The organism is Litoreibacter sp., from assembly GCF_039974535.1.
In the GTDB taxonomy this organism is placed as follows: Bacteria; Pseudomonadota; Alphaproteobacteria; order Rhodobacterales; family Rhodobacteraceae; genus Litoreibacter.
The window spans coordinates 1-17531 of sequence record NZ_JBDWIU010000003.1 but is presented as its reverse complement, the minus strand read 5'-3'; the positions used below and the strand labels follow the sequence as shown (position 1 = coordinate 17531).

The window sequence follows — 17531 nt, the reverse complement described above, 5'->3', positions numbered from 1 at the left end:
TATTATGTTTTATATGAGTAAATCCAATCTTGCTGGCGATGGATGCTTGCCGCAGATATCCGCGACGCAATTGCCATGGGGGCGTAAGTCGCCACCTGCTTGAGCCCCGTGCGCCGATGGAACATATGCGCATTGGTCAAAGATCGTTCCTGCATCTGCGACGTGCGGGGTTTGCGCCTCGCCTCATAGGTTTTCAACGCAACTTCGCGGTCAGGCTCGCTCTCCAAAGCATCTGCCAAAACCACCGCATCCTCCAATGCCATAACCGCCCCTTGGGCCATGGATGGCAACATCGGGTGCGCCGCGTCCCCTAGCAAGGCCACCGGCCCGTCGCACCATGTCGCCAATGTGGGCCGCCCGAACAACGCCCAACGAAACAAGCCACTTGAGGCTTGCAACACAGCGCGCAGGCAGGGCTGCCAATCGCCAAAATCCTCTAATGCATCTTGCGTGCTACCGGGGATAGACCACCCTTCTTCGGTCCAGTTGTCTTGCTCCACGATGCCCACGAAGTTGACGTGACTGCCACCACGAACCCGCGTTGTGACCGCATGCTTGCCACGACCAGCCCAGATGACGCCGAACGGTGGCGGGGCGTCGTCACCCAAAGCATCAACCGGCACCACCGTGCGCCAGGCCACCTGCCCTGTGAACCGCGCACGATCCGAGCCACACATCTGATCGCGTATGACCGAGCGAACCCCGTCCGCGCCAATCAACACGTCGCCAAACACACGGTCCGCGCGCTCCAAATAGACCGAGGCCCCGCCGCGTTCGCGCACATATCCGGTAATCTTGGCGTTGGTTCGCAGTCGTGCCGTGGGGTGCGCACGCAAAGCATCAAGCAATGCGGTGTGCAGATCCGCGCGGTGGATTTGGACAAACCTCTGGCCCCAGCGATCCTGCGCATATCCCTTCATCGGCAAACGAAACACGCGGCGCCCCGACAGCCCCATGCGCAACTCTATCGCTTCCGGCTCGAACAACGTGTCCTCAATGCGCGGGATTACCCCAAGGCGGTCCAACACAGCCATACCGTTCGGGCTAATCTGGATGCCTGCGCCGACCTCGGCCAGTTCGGGAGCCTGCTCCAGCACCTCGACCTTCCAGCCCTTCAGCGCCAACGCCAGCCCACAAGCCAGCCCTCCGATGCCACCCCCAGCAATCACCGCGCGTCTATTGGTCATGAATTCCGCTGCCTCGATTTGTTTTTCGGGAAGATACGCAGGATACGGGTGGCGCGAAAGGCCCCTGCTGCCCATAGTGGCGAAACACTGCCGGAGCCGCCAAAATGACACTGCCCCTGATCCCTCTATCGACTGTGCGACTGCATCATTTGGCGCGCCACCGTCTATGCGAAGCCCCAACAGGCACGGGGAAAGGCGATGACCTACACGAGTTGTTCCAAGACCTGACGTTTGTGCAGCTCGACAGCATCAACACCGTCTCGCGTGCCCATCACATGATCATGCATGCACGGCGCACCAACTACCGCCCCAAAGCGTTGGATAAACTGATGTCTGAGCGGTTGGGGTTCGAGCATTGGACCCATGATGCCTCCGTCATCGACATGGAAAACTTCGGCCATTGGAAGCTAAAATTCACCCGCGATGCGGTGACCTTGAAATCCCGCTATAAGAACTGGCGTCGCGACGGGTTTGAGGCGAAGTTTGACACCGTGTTGCAGCATATATCCGACCATGGGGCGTGCTCCTCGTCGGATGTGGGCACGGATGAGAAGAAGGGATCGGGCGGCTGGTGGGACTGGCACCCGTCCAAAACCGCGTTGGAGTATCTGTGGCGGTCGGGAAAAATCGCGGTCACCCACCGGCAGGGGTTTCGCAAGTTCTACGACCTGACCGAACGCGTGATCCCGGCACGCCACCTTGAGGCTGAGTTCGCAGTGGAGGACACCATTAACCATTGTTGCGCTACTGCATTGAACCGGCTCGGCTTTGCCACCTCTGGCGAGATCGCGGCCTTTTGGGATGTCCTCTCTCCCGCCGAGACCAAGGAATGGTGTGCACGAGAATTGGCCCAAGGAACCCTGATCGAGGTCATGCTGGAAACTGCACAGGGAAAGCCACGGCGCTCCTTCGCGCGGCCAGATGTGTTGGCTTCAAACCCAATCGAGCCAACCAAGCGCATCCGCATCCTGTCCCCGTTCGATCCAGCTCTAAGGGACCGCAAACGCACCGAACGCGTGTTCGGCTTCCACTACCGCATTGAGGTCTTCGTCCCCGCGCCCAAACGCCAATATGGCTACTACGTTTTCCCCGTATTGGAAGGCGAGCGCTTGATCGGACGCATTGACATGAAGGCTGACCGCGCGCGCGACACAATGACCGTGCGGGCATTCTGGCCAGAGGACGGCGTGCGCATGGGCGCTGGCCGCGTGAAATCGCTCATTACGGCGATAGAGCGCACCACAAAGCTGGCAGATGTCACAGAGCTGGAGTTCGCCACCGATTGGGTGCGCTAAAAGCTTGATTGAAAGCCCTTTTGCGGCGATGAACATGGCAACACGCAGATGGCAGCGTACACGGAGGCCCCATGTCAGAGACCCAACTGCGCGAGCAAATTTGCTTGCTTGCCAAATCCATGTTCGATCGCGGCCTAACCGGTGGGTCCACCGGCAACATCTCTGCGCGCACCGATGATGGCGGCTTGCTGGTCTCGCCCACGGGGACGTCGTTCGGGCGTTTGGACCCTGCCCGCCTGTCGCGCTTTGGTGCGTCTGGGCAGCATATCTCAGGCGATCAGCCGACCAAGGAAATGCCGCTGCACATGGCGTTCTACGACACCCGTTCCACCGCAGGTGCGGTGGTACATTTGCACTCGTGCCATTCGGTTGCTCTGTCAATGATGCCCGATGTGGACGCCGACAACTTCCTGCCGCCGCTTACACCCTACGCGATCATGAAACTGGGCAAGGTCAAGTTGCTGCCTTTCTTTATGCCGGGTGATCCCGCGATGGGCGACGCCGTGCGTGGACTTGCGGGCAAGCGTTCGGCGGTCATGCTGGCCAATCACGGGCCGGTTGTTGCGGGCAAGGATATCGAGGCCGCATGCAATGCCATTGAGGAACTTGAAGATACAGCCCGCCTCGCCATGATGATGCGCGGCTTTGACGCGAACGCACTTAGCCCAGAACAGGTGCAAAACCTTGTGACCAAATTCGATGTGGAGTGGGACTGATGGTAGAATTTTCCGCCAACCTTGGCTTTTTGTGGAATGACTTGCCGCTGCCGGACGCCATCCGCAAAGCCAAAGATGCGGGCTTTAAGGCTGTGGAGCTGCACTGGCCCTACTCCACCCCCTCCGCAGACGTGAACGCCGCACTGGAAGAGACCGGCCTGCCCTGTTTGGGCCTAAACACGCAGCGCGGCGATGTGGCCGCAGGTGACAACGGATGCGCCGCCATTCCGGGCCGCGAGGCCGAGGCGCGCAAATACATTGACGAGGCCTTGGCCTACGCCCGCGAAATCGGCGCGAAGAATGTACATGTCATGGCGGGGTTTACGGACCAAAGCGCCGCCGCCAAAGCCACCTTCGCTCAAAACCTGCGCTACGCCTGCGGCCAAGCGGCCCTTACGCAGCGCACGATACTGATCGAGCCGCTGAACCACATAGACGCCAAGGGCTACCACCTCAGCACAGTCCCTCAAGCGCAAGACGCGCTCGCGGCTGTCGACCTTCCCAACTTGAAGATCATGTTCGACTGCTACCATCTGCAAGTCACGCAGGGCGACTTGTTGCCTCTGTTCAAGACCTGCCAGTCACAAGTCGGCCATGTCCAATTCGCCGCCGTGCCTGATCGCGGCGAGCCTGACAGAGGCGACGTCAACTACGCGCAGCTATTGCCAGAATTGGTAAAATTAGGCTGGGACGCCCCTATGGGCGCGGAATACAAGCCGCGCTCCAAGATGGAAGATGGGCTTGGCTGGATGAAAGCCTACCAATAGCTGTAGACGCCCTCGGACCATTGGTGAAATCAGGCCTCTTGACGTGTAGCCTATTGGTCTTGGCCCTTTTCGACTGCGCAGATATAAGATTGCACTGACCCAAACCTGCCCGCACCAAGGCAATGAATTAGAGGTACCGCGCCAAGATGAACGACAAACTGACAGCCGTCGACCAACGAGATGCATTTGCGGTCTTGCTTCTACGCGTGGGACTTATCTGGTTCCTTTTTCTTTGGGCCATCCACAAGATCTTGGCGACGGGGCAATACCAAAATCTTGCCCGCAACTTTGACAAGATGGAGATCGACGCAAGCACGGTGCAAATCATCGGCGCGGTGCAGATCGCGGTGCTGTTTCTGGCGCTGATCGGGATATTCAGGCCATTCACCTACGGCGCCATGGCGATCACCCATGCCTTCACAATCTTTCGCCAATGGGAGCGCTACATCGACCCCTTCGAGATCAATGCCCGTGGATTTCCGGTAAACCGCAACGTCTCGGACAGTGCGGCCGTTATGTGCGCATTCATCGTGTTGCTGCTGCTGATCCACCGCGACCATTTCTCGGTTGGCGGGTGGCTAAAGCGGAATTGGGAAGATAAGTGGTGGCTGTAGGACGCTACGCATTAACAAAGCTGTAGGGATTTACTCACCATCGGGCGGCAGTATCAGAATCGTTACCAATTTCCCTGAAACTTGCCTTGTGGAACCTCGCCAATTTCCGTTTGTATTGCCGCGACCCCTTCGCACATCCTGTATTGCGCGGAGGCAAATTCGCTGGCCAAACAGGCCGTGATGAAAAGGCAGGTTGGGGCCCCTGCACTTTCAAATTATCTTGCCCGTTGGAAACGTAATATGAAGACAGTTCTTACCATCCTAGCAGCCATTGCAGTCACTGCTCCTGCGGCCTTTGCGCATGTAAATTTTGAGACCAAGCAAGCTCAACAAGGCTCAACATATATTGGGACATTGGGGATTGGCCACGGGTGTGAGGGCGAGCCGACGCTAAAAGTTCGCGTGCAAATCCCTGAAGGTGTGATTGCAGTTAAGCCAGTGCCGAAGGCCGGGTGGTCCGTTGAAATAATCACAGGGGCCTACGCCAACACCTATGACTATTTCGGCACCCCTACGTCGGAAGGCGTGAAAGAACTGATCTGGACAGGCGAGCTGTCAGATGCGCATTTCGATCAGTTCTCTTTTCGTGGTAAACTGACCGATACGCTTGAAGCTGGATCGACGATCTATTTCCCTACCATTCAGGAATGCGCAAGCGGGTCACACGACTGGGTCTACATCCCCGCAGCCGGTCAAGACGCCCATGACATTGACGACCCCGCGCCCGGTTTGAAGATCACCAAGCCGGAGCACCACCACAACCATTGAGAACAGCACCTTGCGAAACACCTCAGGTTTCGTAAGGTGCCACATCTACGCGCTCTTTTGGGGAACGACGGCATTTAATGGCAGCTTGGATATGCTGCCTCGCTTATTTTGAAGGCAAGAACAGACATGCCCAAAACTCCCAGCCCTTGTATTGATGTCTGCAAATTCAAACGCGAAGGCCATTGCCTTGGCTGCTCTATGACGAAAGTACAAAAATCCCTGTTCAAAGAGCTCAAGAAAAACTCGCATCGCACGGCATTTGTAGAAATGGTGGTCACTCAACAAGGCAGCATGGGGCAATACGACCATTGGAACCAAGCTTACATCAAGAAACTAAAGAAGAAGAAGGTTCAGCCGATGGCGTTCTTGTCGCCTAAAGACTAGGCGACAAGAGTTTGTAAGATTTGGTCTCGCTTAGGCCAGATGCGAGCGCAAGAACCAAGCCAGTTTTTCGTGCTCTTGCCCACGCGCAATGCATAGATCTTCCGTCAATGTATCGCCGTGCTTTGACGCAATCTCGCCGCAGCCGGCAAGGGTTGCCGCCAGTGTTTCTTGCGCATCAAGCATCATTTTGATCATCTGCTTGTCGGTGGCGTGACCATCGTTCTCTTGCACCTTTGAACGTGCGATCATCCCTGCAAGGGTGCCCTCAGCATGGGCATCGAGGGCTTTGATACGCTCCGCGAGATCATCTTGCGCGACGAAGTGGTCTTCGTAGATCTTTTGAAACATCTCGTGCAGCGGGCCAAATGCCATGCCTTTGACGTTCCAATGGAAGTTCTGCGCCAACATGGTTGTCACGGCGGTTTCAGCGACTGATTGGTTCAGCGCTTCTACAATTTGAGTTTTTGCATCAGTTGAAAGAGCGGCTGCGGGCTGCGTCATTGTGCTATCTCCAAGCAATCAATAAAAATGCTGGCTGGCGGGATGCTGGCTTGCTTGACGCTAACTTAACGCCTCAATCTCAAAAGCCAAGCCTTTTTAGAATAATTCTAAGTCAGGGCGAATTGATCGGAAATGGACACAAGCAGCGCACCAACATTACGCCTAGATATTTTGGGCACCCGCGAGCGGATGAGGAACTCAAATGAGTCCCAATCCTTTGACGCGGCCGCCTCCCCTGTTCGGATCAGCCACGCCTCGTCGAAGGAGACCTCTTCCACGTCAGGGCGGTACATCAACGGGGTTTTCCCCAAGGCTTGGGCGAGACATTTCATAAGCACCTGAGCGTGGGCATTGCGCGACACTGGCGCCGATACCGACAAGACGGCACAGGCGGTAAACAGATCAGTATGAGCTGCACTGCGGCACTCACGCGCCGTCAATCGAAGGTGGTTCAGGAACGCTTGTGAACTTTTCGGATAGTCTGACAGGTACACTGGGCGTAGCGACGCCTTTTCAACACCGGTGAAGTCTAAACTTGTTTGAGTATTCAGCATTAAATTCGCCAGCTTCCGGTTGATACCACTGTAGATTCTCACATACCTGAGTATATCTATCTGAATTAGTGCATTTTACAATCTGTGTCACAAGAAGTTGCAAATGAAGCTGGTCAATATTTTTGTGTACCACATTATTCTTTAGGGATGATCGCTACACCTATGTCTGGGACGCTAAACTCGATTGCTTGCTGTCCTTCGCGTCGATCGACGTTCCCGGCCCTTAACTGATGTTCACTCCGTCACAACAATTCTGTGCGGCGGCTCGTTAAGCGGTCGTTCACTGTACCCACTTCAGCCCATGCGATCAGCCTCAGGGATTGAGAGATCAATTAATTCTGCCACCGACCCGATTTCCATTTTTTCAAGGATGCGTGCACGATGATGGTCCACAGTTCTAGGGCTTATGTTTAGTTCTCTTCCGATTTCTTTGCTTGCGGTGCTGGACGGATTAGCGATCATGAAATTAGCGACTTCCTTCTCCCGAAGCGTCAACCTAGCAAATCGTTGTAGCGCCGAAATGCGCTGATTGTCCTCAGCTCTTTTTGCCCCATCAGCCAGAATTGCCGCATTGATACAGTCAACTAGGGCGCCTTGCCGAAACGGCTTCTCAAGGAAATCAACCGCCCCTGCCTTCATCGCTTGGACAGACTCCGGAACGCCACCATGGCCAGAAATAAAGATGATTGGAATATTGATCTGCCTCTCTGCGAGGACTTGTTGCAGTTTCAGACCATCCATTTGAGGGAGACCATAGTCCAACACTAGGCAGCCGGGTTGCGACGGATCGTATGCGTCGAGGAAATCGAACGCTGTCTCAAACGTCTTAACTTTAAAGCCACGCGTGATAAGGGCCCGAGACAGGCTTGTGCGGACCTTAACATCATCATCGATCAAGAAGACTATCGAAGTGTTACGGGCGGCATCTATCATAGTGGACTTTCTCGGTTCGATGGTTGGCAAGTTTTATGGCGCTTCAGATGGGATTGTAAAACGGAACTGGTGTGTCGGCGCATCATACCAAAGGTTGCCGCCCCCCGTCTCGACGATAGTCCGCGAGATTGAAAGCCCCAATCCCAAGCCGTCAGGTTTGCTGGTCTTAAACTCTTTGAACAACGTCATTTCGGCGTCAACTCCCGGGCCGGAATCGTGCACCCTGATCTCGATCATATGGTCCAATTGCACCGCGATGATCGAGACTTCTCTTGTCGTGCTTTCCGCCATAACTATGGCATCGATCGCGTTGCGAAGAAGGTTGATCAGAACTTGAGCGATTTGCACGCGGTTGCCGAATGCCAGTCGTAGATCCGGTATCTGGGTATCGATGGTGACGTCGCCGCCTTCCAATTCTTGACGAAGCAGTCGTTGGGTTTGTTCCACGAGCTCTTTGAAATCGAAGGGCTGAGCCTGGCCAATATCTTTGCGCATATAGCTGCGCAATGCGCGAATGATGTCGCCGCCTTGGTGCGCCTGCTCGTCAAGTTCGGATAGAATAGCGACCAGTTCTTTATTGGGCGCCGTATCCATCTTGGCAATGGAAAGCGCTGTATCAAGGTTTTGCGAGATCGCGGTCAGAGGTTGGCTGAGTTCATGGGCCAGGCCAGTCGCCATTTGCCCCATCATGTTCACACGGGTCACATGTGACAGTTCGCGATTAAGTTTCTGCAGTTTCCCATCCAATCGCCGCCGTTGTGCAATCTCATCGATCAAGGTTGCATTCGCCGCACTGAGTTCTTTGTACGTCCGCGGCAGTGGATCATTGGTTGAAACCTCTCCTTGGGATACCAACGACGTCCTTACGGCGAAGGCCCGCACAGGTTTCAGGATGAGTTCTGCAAGGATTAAACCAGCAACCGCAGTCGCTATCGATATAATTGCGGCGATCCAGATATTGCGGAAAAGATTGTCCCGGATGCCGTGGATGAAATCGTTTTCCGGGACAAAGACAGCGATGTTCCACGGCAGGTCAATATCTGGGATGGGTAGCAGCAACGTCATGAACTTGTCGCCCGCGAACTCAAACTCGTCCCGCACCGATTGGTTCGGCGCTGAAACACTGCTGTCAAAACCCGCAAAAGCTGCTCGGACGATCGGGTCACTAAAGTCGTTGACACCGATGAAGCCGATCGTTCCGTCCTCGTTTTGTGTGCTTATGCGCGCTGGATCAGGGTGGGCGATGACGCGACCATCATCACTGAGGATGAAGGCAGCTCCTGAGTCGCCTATGGTAAGGTCGGAAAGGAAAAGAGAGATGTCCGCGATATCGAGATCAATCCCCACAACGCCATCTGGGGCGTCTTCGCTGCCTTGGATCGACGCCGCCACAGTGATTCCGGGTTGCTGGGACGAAAAGAAGATATAGGGGTCAGTCCAAATACGAGACCCAAGCTGGCGCGCCTCAATATACCATGGGCGGCCCCGCGCGTCGAAGGTATCGCTGGAGTCAAAACGACGTTCGACAATCGCAAATTCATCATCGCGCCAAATATACTCCGTTGAACGTTGTCCGTCCTCAACGGCAATGAATTTGGTGCGATATGGGCCCGGGCCATCACTGTTCATGACGTAAATGAAATTGCCGTCTTCGTCGCCGTAGTAGATCCCGGCAAGCTGAGTTTCAGTGCGCAGCAATTGAAAGAAGTACTGCTCCATCACTCCCGGCTCCATCGTAGAGACAAGCCCCTCATTCAAAATACGGCGGGCTTGTTCAGTGATTTCGGTGGCCGGCTCTAGAAACTGTTTGGTGTGCTCTGCCGCGTTCGCGCCTGCCTCATCCATCAACCCGCGTGCATGTTCGAGCATGGCGCGCTCGGACGACACGTAAGACGTGGATACAACGATTAAGATCGCGACGAACTGAAGCCCCGCAAGGCTCAGAGCTAGGATAAACCCTAATGAGTACTTCATGCTCAAACTGTGATTGTTTCTTTGTTGCAGATCAAGTCATAGACCTAGATCCACTGTCACCGAGCCAACAGCCAACGTCAGCTTTTGCACGATTTCGCCCAAGTGATCCTGCGTGGAAATGAAGGGGGGAGCGAGCAGCACGTGATCCCCTTGGACACCATCAATCGTCCCGCCCATGGGATAACAAATCAAGCCGTGTGCGAAGGCCGCTTTCTTGAGCTTGGCATTAAACTTCATTTCCGGATCAAGGCAGGCCTTTGTGTCGCGGTCTTTTACGAATTCAACTCCAACGAACAATCCACGGCCGCGGATATCCCCTACATTGGCATGCTGACCAAGGACCGACCGCAGCATGTCTTGTAACATCTTGCCTTTGGCTGAGACGCCATCGACCAATCCGGAGGTGAGCTTTTCCAGCACTGCCAACCCCGCCGCACAGGCCGTCGGATGCCCAACATAAGTGTGCCCATGTTGGAAAAAACCGCTGCCCTGCTCGATTGCGTCGTAGATCTTCGCGGAACACAGCATAGCCCCGACGGGCTGGTATCCAGCGCCGAGACCCTTTGCGATAGTGCAGATATCAGGGCTAATTTTGTCGTGCTCACTGGCAAACAATGTGCCCGTGCGCCCCATGCCGCACATGACCTCATCAAGGATCAGAAGCACGCCATGCTGATCGCAGATTTCGCGGACACGCGCGAAATAGCCGTCCGCAGCGGGCACCGCCCCAAGGGTTGCCCCGACGACAGGTTCGGCGACAAAGGCCATGACGTTATCCGTACCAAGTCGAAGAATTTCTGTTTCCAGCTCATTGGCCATACGCAGACCAAATTCGGCCTCGCTCTCTCCTTCATGCTGACCACGATAGGCGTAGCAGGGTGAGATATGACTGACGTCCATGAGCAGCGGAGCAAACGGCGCGCGCCGCCACTCGTTGCCCCCAACCGCCAACGCGCCCAAGGTGTTGCCGTGGTAGCTCTGCCTGCGGGCGATGATCTTGGACCGTTCAGGCTGTCCGGTCTCAACAAAATACTGGCGCGCCAGCTTGAGCGCGGCTTCAACGGCTTCGGAGCCACCAGACACGAAGTAAACGCGGTCTAGGCCCTTTGGTGCATGCTCGATCAGTTTATCCGCAAGTTTTTCGGCTGGTTGCGACGACAAGAAGCTGGTGTGAGCAAAAGCCATGGCATCAAGCTGATCTTTGATCGCATTGATCACGTCTGGGTCGCTGTGGCCCAGACAAGACACAGCTGCGCCTCCGGAACCGTCAATGTAACTTTTGCCGTTCGTATCGACAAGATAGACGCCGTCACCTGCGTGGCCCATCGGCGGCAGGGACTTTGAATGACGAGGAAAGACGTGATTCATTGCGGGAACTCTCACCTATTTTCCTCGAACTTTCTCATGGCTCACCAAAACTGGATATAGGTAGTTACGCGCATAGACAGGTTTCGTTGCCGCTGAGACAGTCAAGGGAGAAGCAGGAATCCCCTGCTGCTGCACTGGGGTGGATCAATGAGACGGACAACGGCACACAGCCCATGTCCGCGTTTTTCCCGTCCTGAAACAACTTAGTCTTTTGGGAGAACGTCTATGTTCGAAATCAAAATCTCAACCTTTGCCGCTGTTGCGGTGGCGGCTTCACTGTCGGCCCCTGCTGTTATGGCCGAAGAATTCATCACCATCGGTACCGGTGGCGTCACCGGCGTTTATTATCCAACAGGTGGCGCAATCTGCCGCTTGGTGAACCAAGGCCGCCGCGACCACGGCGTTCGCTGTTCAGTCGAATCCACAGGCGGTTCTGTCTACAACATCAACACGATCCGCGAAGGCGAATTGGAATTCGGTGTTGCCCAATCCGACTGGCAGTACCACGCATACAACGGCAGTTCGCGGTTTGAAGAGGCTGGTGCCTTTGAAGGCCTTCGGGCTGTATTCTCCGTCCACCCTGAGCCGTTCACGGTTGTGGCCCGAGCCGACAGTGGCATCACAAACTTCGCAGACCTCAAAGGTAAGCGCGTCAACATCGGCAATCCGGGTTCAGGTCAGCGCGGCACAATGGAAGTCCTGATGGGAGCACTTGGTTGGACAACTGACGATTTCGCTCTGGCAACAGAACTCAAAGCGTCTGAACAGTCCGCAGCACTTTGCGACAACCAGATTGACGCGATGGTTTACACAGTTGGCCACCCGTCTGGCTCAATCTCCGAAGCAACAACAGCTTGTGATTCCGTACTGGTTGAAGTGTCCGGCGATGCTGTGGCTCAGTTGATCGAAGAAAACTCCTTCTATCGGTCCGCGAGTATTCCCGGCGGCATGTACCGCGGCAACGACAACGACGTTGCAACGTTTGGTGTCGGTGCAACGTTTGTGAGCTCTGCCGATGTTTCTGAAGAGGTCGTATACACTTTGGTGAAGTCCGTCTTTGACAATATCGACGACTTCCGCGGTCTGCACCCAGCATTCGCAAACTTGAAAGCCGCAAATATGGCATCCGCTGGCCTGTCCGCACCGCTGCATGACGGCGCTGCCAAGTACTACAAAGAAGCTGGTCTGATCGAATAACAGCACTCTTGAGTGAACACGTCCGGGGGCAGCTAACCCTGCCCCCGGAATTCCAACGACGATTAGCCGTAATAGCGGCGACTGGGGGACATTATGACGAATTCAGAAAACCGTGCGCTGAGTGAAGAAGAACTTCAAGAGCTCGTCGCTGCCAGCGATAGTGGCGCGCGAAGCCCCACCGGCGCGGTCGGTAAAATGATCGCGATTACCGCGTTGTTATGGTCGTCCTTTCAGGTTCTGTTGGCGTCCCCAATTGGTCCCTATGTTTTGCCGGGGGATTTGATCAACAACTCCCGCCAGATCCACCTCGCATTCGCTATCTTTTTGTCTGCAATGGCCTACCCCCTTTTCAAGAATAGTCCACGTGACCAAATCCCTTGGTACGATTGGATTCTAGGAATAGGTGGCGCATTCCTCGCGCTCTATGGCTACTTCTTCTACGACAAGATCGTCGGCAACGGCGGCCTTGCTGATCATTCGGATTCCTACTTTGCTTTGGCGGGTTTGATCTTCTTGTTCATCGCAGCCTACCGGACACTGGGGCCTGTTATGGTGCTCTTGGCGGTGGTCTTCCTCGGCTACGTCTTCTTTGGCTCATCCGAAGTCGTCCCCGATCAGATACGTTGGGCCGGTGCATCACTGCGCAAAGCCATGAGCCACATGTGGATTACATCCGAGGGCGTGTTCGGTATCGCTCTTGGCGTTTCGACCCGATTTGTTTTTCTGTTCGTTCTGTTCGGCGCACTGCTAGATAAGGCTGGTGCGGGGAACTACTTCATCAAAATGGCCTTTGGTGCCTTGGGCCACCTGCGCGGCGGCCCTGCCAAAGCGGCAGTTGTTGGATCCGCTGCGACAGGCCTGATTTCTGGGTCATCCATCGCGAACGTTGTGACAACAGGTACCTTCACCATTCCATTGATGAAGCGCGTTGGATTCAGCGCTGAGAAAGCGGGATCCGTTGAAGTTGCGTCATCAGTGAACGGCCAGATCATGCCTCCGGTTATGGGGGCTGCGGCCTTCTTGATGGTGGAATATGTGGGCATTTCTTACGTGGAAGTGATTACGCACGCATTCCTGCCAGCGATCATCAGCTATATTGCTCTGGTCTACATCGTTCACCTTGAAGCCGTGAAAAACAACATGCCAACCATCGGCAACAAAGTTGTTAACATGTTCAATACCGTGCTTGGGATGTTTGGCTTCTTCGCCGGTTTCGCGCTGCTGTGCTATGCCACGCAATATCCGGTGGCAGCGATCGTATCTCTGTTCCCTGAAGGATCCGGTTGGATTTTGGCCGCCTTGCTCGGAGTGGTTTATGTCGGCTTGGTATACCTTGCCTCACAAGTGGAAGATCTAGAACCCGATGACCCGAATGCAGAGGTCGTAGAGCTTCCGGACCTCGCAAAAATTTACAAGTCCGGCCTGTACTATCTCCTGCCGATTGTCGTCTTGGTCTACTTCTTGATGATCGAACGCAAGTCCCCCGGATTATCGGCGTTCTGGGCTACGTTCCTGTTGTTCGGCATTCTGTTGACACAGAAAACGGTCAAGGCATTTTTCCGCGGCGAAGACAATCCGATCAGCCGTTTGAAAATTGGCCTTATGGATCTGATCGACGGGATGATCGACGGCGCACGCAACATGATCGGTATCGGCCTCGCGACCGCGACGGCAGGTATCATCGTTGGCACAGTGTCCTTGACCGGCATCGGCCAAGTGATGGCGGATTTTGTCGAATTCCTTTCTGGCGGCAATCTGATCCTGATGCTGATCTTCGTGGCAATCTTGTCTCTGATCCTTGGTATGGGGCTGCCGACAACGGCGAACTACATTGTTGTATCATCCCTGATGGTGGCTGTTGTGGTCGAACTCGGCGCACAAAGCGGCCTTGTGGTGCCACTCATCGCGGTCCACCTCTTCGTGTTCTACTTTGGCATTATGGCGGATGTGACGCCGCCTGTTGGCTTGGCAAGTTTCGCAGCCGCTGCCGTCTCTGGCGGAGACGCGATCCGCACCGGCTTTACCGCGTTCTTCTACAGCCTGCGGACCGTGGCACTGCCCTTCGTGTTCATCTTCAACACAGATCTGCTGTTGATTGATGTAACCGTGACCCAAGGCATAATTGTCTTCATCACTGCGACCATCGGTATTTTGGTGTTCACGGCTGCGACGATGAATTGGTTCCTGACGAAGAACCGCATCTGGGAAACAGTTGGGCTGTTGGTGATTGCATTTGCGCTGTTCCGCCCAGGGTTCTTCATGAACCAGATCCAACCACCATTCGAACAGATCGAGCCCGCTGGATTCTCACAGGCCTTGGCCAATGCTGAACCCGGTAGCACGTTGCGAACGATCATCTCAGGGCCTGATTTTGACACGTTCGAAATGAAGGATGTAACCGTGCCTTTGACCGTTCCAGATGTCGACGGGGCCGACGCCCGCCTTAGCGCTCTTGGGATCACCCTGATTCCAGACGGTGACGCGCAGAATATGGATGAACCGGGTTTCGGCACGGAGCTATCTGACGCGCTGTCATCCTTTGATTTCTATGGCGACGAACCCGTTGCAATCAGCTCTGTGCAGGTCGCTTCCAACCAGATGCCAAAGGAGCTCATCTGGATCCCAGCCCTGCTGCTGCTTGCATTGATCGCATACCTACAAAAGAACCGTGCAGCAGCAAATGTTCAACGTGAAGGAGAAGCGGCATGACCAAAACAGTACTTTGTGCAGTAGACATCAACCGCCCCAAAGAAGAAGTTCCATTACTCAAGGAAGCCAAGAAGATGGCCGATTTGAATAAGGCACAGCTGGACGTAATTACGGTCGTCCCTGATTTCGGTGCAAACGTCGTGAGTGCCTATTTTAAGGACCATGACATTAAGTCTGCCCAAGACGGCGCAGCAACCCTGCTCAATGAGATGGTCGTGGATGCGATAGGCACGGAGGCAAATAAGAAAGTTCGACATTTGGTCGCCGTCGGAAGCGCCTACGAAGAAGTGTTGAAAGCTGCCAAAATTTCCGACGCAGGCCTGATCGTGATCGGCGCAAATCGAGCTGATCTCAAAGACTACCTGCTCGGACCAAATGCGGCACGTGTTGTTCGACATTCAGAATGTTCTGTCTATGTTGTAAGGTAGCCGAAATTCGCTGCGATTTTGCGAATTGCTCGCTTTGCACTTGAGTTGCGCCATTCCTGTCGACTGCGGTGTACGTCTGCTTCCTCACCAGAGCCTCTTTCACTCTTTCCGCCTTTTGCAGAGAATTTCATCATATGGGTCCAAACCATTTGTAAAAAATTCAACTTCGCTCTCAAACCATCCGTGACCGTGCAAGTATCGAGCTGCAACAAGCACCTCTGACATTGCGTTGGAATTGATAGCGTTGAGCCAAAGCCAATGACGACTGACGGATACCCGTTGGCGTCTAGGTGGAAAGGATAGATCAGTTCCGAAAAATTATCAGCCAGCCCATTGGTGAGCTTATCAAAAACCATTCCAATGGCTCCAGCCCCTAATGACTTGGGAAACTCTTGTAGTCGATGATCTCAAGGACTGTGGAAAGCTCAACCATTCTTTTCACCATTTCCTGCTGCGAATCCAGACCAACGCGCCATCACCATCGCCATAACGGCCCGCATCAAGGTTCTCGATCGGCTTCTTTGACAGCTTCCCCGTCAGAGCCATTCTAAAATACCACTATTCATGCAATTTAAGGAACGAATTTAGGCAACATCGAAAAAATTCAATCAAAACAACAATTGCAACTACAATCCTAAAACCAACAAAAACTGCCGCCAAAGGCGACCGATAAAACTCAAAAATAAAGGGTGGTGGCGGACAAAGAGCAACTTTGTTCGAACACCTTATTTGACGAATTGGAAAACTGGAACAAGGTTCTCAAACCCCACAAAAAACATCTGCGGGGACCACGGCCATGAGTGTCTCGCAATCAAATTCCAAACCTTTGCGCCCTGCACCATTTTCCCTGCGGTTGACGCCAGAGGAACGGGAACGGCTTGAAGCGCAATCGGGGGCGATGCCCTTGGCGTCATATATCAAGTCTGTGGTTTTGTCCGATGAGGCCCCCAAATACCGTAAGAGGACTAGACCACCTGTTGCGGAGCAACAGCTTCTTGCTGCGGTTCTGGCTAAACTTGGCTCTAGCCGCACGGCAAGCAACCTCAATCAGATTGCTAAGGGGTTGAACCAAGGCACGCTTGTTGTTGATGAAGAATTGGAGGCAGATTTGAATGCCGCAATCGCCGAAGTCGCGTGGATGCGCGCCACATTGATGCAGGCTCTAGGGATCAAGTCATGATCTTGAAAGGTTCTCAGCGTGCGGGCGCATCGGCACTGGCAGATCACTTGATGAATGAGCGCGGCAACGATCATGTCAGCGTTTTGGAACTAAGGGGATTTGTAGCAAATGACCTGCACGGAGCGCTGTCAGAAGCCCTCGCCATATCCAAGGCTACTCAATGTAAGCAGTTCATGTTTTCTCTTAGCCTGAGCCCGCCGCAAGATCATATTGCGACAGAAGCCGACTTCATGGATGCAGCAGATCGCTCCGAAGACAAATTGGGTCTCAATGGTCAGCCCCGCGCTATCGTCATTCACGAGAAAGACGGTCGTCGCCACGCGCATGTCGTGTGGTCGCGCATTGATGGTGATGAGATGAAAGCAATCAACTTGCCGCATTTCAAAACCAAGCTGCGGGATTTGTCGCGTGATCTGTTTTTGGATCATGGCTGGGTGCTGCCAAACGGCCTCGCAAACTACGGCAACAAAAGCCCCCTGAACTTCACACTAGAAGAATGGCAGCAAGCCAAACGGCAAGGCATTGATCCCCGTGAGATCAAGTAGGCGTTTCAGCAAGCATGGGAGCGATGTGACAGCCAGATGGGATTCAAGAATGCCCTCAAAGGTCGTGGCTATTTCCTTGCCCGTGGTGATCGTCGCGGCTTTGTCGCATTGGATGTCGATGGCAATGTTCATGCCATAGCATGCGTGGTCATCGCTGTCGTAGGTGTGTTCTGGTTCGACTATGACACTCTTTCTAGTCTGATAGGTCTTGATTAAGTTATAGCTGTTCAAGCGTTCCGATAGATCAAAAAATCACCCGCAACATTAACTTCGCTGTAATCCACAGCCAGATCGCGGGCGATGGCGTCATAGTCGATGTAATGGGCCAGATGGTCTGGGATGTCACCGAATAGACCTTCCGCCACGAACTCCTCGGCTAGGTCCTTCATGCTGCGGGCATGATAAATATCA

20 protein-coding genes are annotated in these 17531 nt (G+C 54.3%); 12 read left to right on the top strand and 8 right to left on the bottom strand.

Features of this window, described 5'->3' with window-relative positions:
• Positions 1–2: 2 nt before the first annotated feature.
• Complete coding sequence (locus ABJN86_RS01265; protein WP_348364627.1) at positions 3–1187, bottom strand: FAD-dependent monooxygenase; 1185 nt, start codon at positions 1185–1187, stop codon at positions 3–5.
• 104 nt (positions 1188–1291) lie between these two features.
• Between ABJN86_RS01265 and ABJN86_RS01260 the strand changes: the two genes are divergently transcribed.
• From ABJN86_RS01260 to ABJN86_RS01235, 6 genes are all read left to right on the top strand, one after another.
• On the top strand, positions 1292–2482 hold the full coding sequence (locus ABJN86_RS01260; protein WP_348364628.1) for a crosslink repair DNA glycosylase YcaQ family protein: 1191 nt from the start codon (positions 1292–1294) through the stop codon (positions 2480–2482).
• A gap of 71 nt (positions 2483–2553) precedes the next feature.
• A complete protein-coding gene (locus ABJN86_RS01255) occupies positions 2554–3198 on the top strand; it encodes an aldolase (protein ID WP_348364629.1) in 645 nt (214 codons plus the stop codon).
• Entirely contained in the window at positions 3198–3965 is a 768-nt protein-coding gene (locus ABJN86_RS01250; RefSeq protein WP_348364630.1) for a TIM barrel protein, read from the top strand. Before ABJN86_RS01255 ends, ABJN86_RS01250 begins: the two co-directional genes overlap by 1 nt.
• Positions 3966–4111: 146 nt before the next feature.
• Positions 4112–4579 (top strand): hypothetical protein, encoded by a 468-nt coding sequence (locus ABJN86_RS01245; RefSeq protein WP_348364632.1) that lies wholly within the window; start codon positions 4112–4114, stop codon positions 4577–4579.
• Between the two features lie 240 nt (positions 4580–4819).
• Complete coding sequence (locus tag ABJN86_RS01240) at positions 4820–5347, top strand: YcnI family protein (protein WP_348364634.1); 528 nt, start codon at positions 4820–4822, stop codon at positions 5345–5347.
• 126 nt (positions 5348–5473) lie between these two features.
• Positions 5474–5731: a DUF1289 domain-containing protein gene (locus tag ABJN86_RS01235; protein WP_348364636.1), complete on the top strand. Its 258-nt coding sequence runs from the start codon at positions 5474–5476 to the stop codon at positions 5729–5731.
• A gap of 30 nt (positions 5732–5761) precedes the next feature.
• On the opposite strand, the gene ABJN86_RS01230 is transcribed toward ABJN86_RS01235, so the two are convergent.
• The 5 genes from ABJN86_RS01230 to ABJN86_RS01210 form a co-directional block, all read right to left on the bottom strand.
• Entirely contained in the window at positions 5762–6232 is a 471-nt protein-coding gene (locus ABJN86_RS01230; protein WP_348364638.1) for a DNA starvation/stationary phase protection protein, read from the bottom strand.
• 107 nt (positions 6233–6339) lie between these two features.
• Positions 6340–6786 (bottom strand): hypothetical protein, encoded by a 447-nt coding sequence (locus tag ABJN86_RS01225; protein WP_348364639.1) that lies wholly within the window; start codon positions 6784–6786, stop codon positions 6340–6342.
• Positions 6787–7080: 294 nt separating this feature from the next.
• Positions 7081–7719 (bottom strand): response regulator, encoded by a 639-nt coding sequence (locus tag ABJN86_RS01220; RefSeq protein ID WP_348364640.1) that lies wholly within the window; start codon positions 7717–7719, stop codon positions 7081–7083.
• Positions 7720–7752: 33 nt separating this feature from the next.
• Positions 7753–9693: a cache domain-containing protein gene (locus ABJN86_RS01215; RefSeq protein ID WP_348364642.1), complete on the bottom strand. Its 1941-nt coding sequence runs from the start codon at positions 9691–9693 to the stop codon at positions 7753–7755.
• 36 nt (positions 9694–9729) lie between these two features.
• On the bottom strand, positions 9730–11061 hold the full coding sequence (locus tag ABJN86_RS01210; RefSeq protein WP_348364643.1) for an aspartate aminotransferase family protein: 1332 nt from the start codon (positions 11059–11061) through the stop codon (positions 9730–9732).
• A gap of 225 nt (positions 11062–11286) precedes the next feature.
• On the opposite strand from ABJN86_RS01210, the gene ABJN86_RS01205 reads away from it, so the two are divergent.
• The 3 genes from ABJN86_RS01205 to ABJN86_RS01195 all read left to right on the top strand — a co-directional run bounded on the left by ABJN86_RS01205 (position 11287) and on the right by ABJN86_RS01195 (position 15395).
• Entirely contained in the window at positions 11287–12258 is a 972-nt protein-coding gene (locus tag ABJN86_RS01205; RefSeq protein ID WP_348364645.1) for a TAXI family TRAP transporter solute-binding subunit, read from the top strand.
• 93 nt (positions 12259–12351) lie between these two features.
• Entirely contained in the window at positions 12352–14967 is a 2616-nt protein-coding gene (locus ABJN86_RS01200) for a TRAP transporter permease (RefSeq protein WP_348364646.1), read from the top strand.
• Positions 14964–15395 (top strand): universal stress protein, encoded by a 432-nt coding sequence (locus tag ABJN86_RS01195; RefSeq protein WP_348364647.1) that lies wholly within the window; start codon positions 14964–14966, stop codon positions 15393–15395. Before ABJN86_RS01200 ends, ABJN86_RS01195 begins: the two co-directional genes overlap by 4 nt.
• Here the strand turns inward: ABJN86_RS01195 and ABJN86_RS01190 are convergent.
• On the bottom strand, positions 15380–15751 hold the full coding sequence (locus ABJN86_RS01190) for a hypothetical protein (RefSeq protein ID WP_348364649.1): 372 nt from the start codon (positions 15749–15751) through the stop codon (positions 15380–15382). The genes ABJN86_RS01195 and ABJN86_RS01190 overlap by 16 nt on opposite strands.
• A 440-nt stretch (positions 15752–16191) precedes the next feature.
• On the opposite strand from ABJN86_RS01190, the gene ABJN86_RS01185 reads away from it, so the two are divergent.
• The 3 genes from ABJN86_RS01185 to ABJN86_RS01175 are packed head-to-tail and all read left to right on the top strand — an operon-like array spanning position 16192 to position 17336.
• Positions 16192–16575: a hypothetical protein gene (locus tag ABJN86_RS01185; protein ID WP_348364651.1), complete on the top strand. Its 384-nt coding sequence runs from the start codon at positions 16192–16194 to the stop codon at positions 16573–16575.
• Positions 16572–17120 carry a relaxase/mobilization nuclease domain-containing protein gene (locus ABJN86_RS01180; protein ID WP_348364652.1) on the top strand — a complete coding sequence of 183 codons (549 nt, stop codon included), beginning with the start codon at positions 16572–16574 and terminating at the stop codon, positions 17118–17120. The genes ABJN86_RS01185 and ABJN86_RS01180 overlap by 4 nt, the downstream gene beginning before the upstream one ends.
• 36 nt (positions 17121–17156) lie before the next feature.
• On the top strand, positions 17157–17336 hold the full coding sequence (locus tag ABJN86_RS01175; RefSeq protein WP_348364654.1) for a hypothetical protein: 180 nt from the start codon (positions 17157–17159) through the stop codon (positions 17334–17336).
• An 11-nt stretch (positions 17337–17347) separates the two neighbouring features.
• On the opposite strand, the gene ABJN86_RS01170 is transcribed toward ABJN86_RS01175, so the two are convergent.
• On the bottom strand, positions 17348–17531 hold a 184-nt coding region (locus ABJN86_RS01170), incomplete at its 5' end, for an antirestriction protein ArdA (RefSeq protein WP_348364655.1).

Coding starts and splice junctions, on each gene's coding strand:
- ABJN86_RS01180 (WP_348364652.1), top strand. CDS start 16,572: ATGATCTTGAAAGGTTCTCAGCGTGCGGGCGCATCGGCACTGGCAGAT.
- ABJN86_RS01265 (WP_348364627.1), bottom strand. CDS start 1,187: ATGACCAATAGACGCGCGGTGATTGCTGGGGGTGGCATCGGAGGGCTG.
- ABJN86_RS01195 (WP_348364647.1), top strand. CDS start 14,964: ATGACCAAAACAGTACTTTGTGCAGTAGACATCAACCGCCCCAAAGAA.
- ABJN86_RS01220 (WP_348364640.1), bottom strand. CDS start 7,719: ATGATAGATGCCGCCCGTAACACTTCGATAGTCTTCTTGATCGATGAT.
- ABJN86_RS01235 (WP_348364636.1), top strand. CDS start 5,474: ATGCCCAAAACTCCCAGCCCTTGTATTGATGTCTGCAAATTCAAACGC.
- ABJN86_RS01185 (WP_348364651.1), top strand. CDS start 16,192: ATGAGTGTCTCGCAATCAAATTCCAAACCTTTGCGCCCTGCACCATTT.
- ABJN86_RS01240 (WP_348364634.1), top strand. CDS start 4,820: ATGAAGACAGTTCTTACCATCCTAGCAGCCATTGCAGTCACTGCTCCT.
- ABJN86_RS01260 (WP_348364628.1), top strand. CDS start 1,292: ATGACACTGCCCCTGATCCCTCTATCGACTGTGCGACTGCATCATTTG.
- ABJN86_RS01245 (WP_348364632.1), top strand. CDS start 4,112: ATGAACGACAAACTGACAGCCGTCGACCAACGAGATGCATTTGCGGTC.
- ABJN86_RS01225 (WP_348364639.1), bottom strand. CDS start 6,786: ATGCTGAATACTCAAACAAGTTTAGACTTCACCGGTGTTGAAAAGGCG.
- ABJN86_RS01190 (WP_348364649.1), bottom strand. CDS start 15,751: ATGGTTTTTGATAAGCTCACCAATGGGCTGGCTGATAATTTTTCGGAA.
- ABJN86_RS01250 (WP_348364630.1), top strand. CDS start 3,198: ATGGTAGAATTTTCCGCCAACCTTGGCTTTTTGTGGAATGACTTGCCG.
- ABJN86_RS01210 (WP_348364643.1), bottom strand. CDS start 11,061: ATGAATCACGTCTTTCCTCGTCATTCAAAGTCCCTGCCGCCGATGGGC.
- ABJN86_RS01200 (WP_348364646.1), top strand. CDS start 12,352: ATGACGAATTCAGAAAACCGTGCGCTGAGTGAAGAAGAACTTCAAGAG.
- ABJN86_RS01255 (WP_348364629.1), top strand. CDS start 2,554: ATGTCAGAGACCCAACTGCGCGAGCAAATTTGCTTGCTTGCCAAATCC.
- ABJN86_RS01230 (WP_348364638.1), bottom strand. CDS start 6,232: ATGACGCAGCCCGCAGCCGCTCTTTCAACTGATGCAAAAACTCAAATT.
- ABJN86_RS01205 (WP_348364645.1), top strand. CDS start 11,287: ATGTTCGAAATCAAAATCTCAACCTTTGCCGCTGTTGCGGTGGCGGCT.
- ABJN86_RS01175 (WP_348364654.1), top strand. CDS start 17,157: ATGGGATTCAAGAATGCCCTCAAAGGTCGTGGCTATTTCCTTGCCCGT.
- ABJN86_RS01215 (WP_348364642.1), bottom strand. CDS start 9,693: ATGAAGTACTCATTAGGGTTTATCCTAGCTCTGAGCCTTGCGGGGCTT.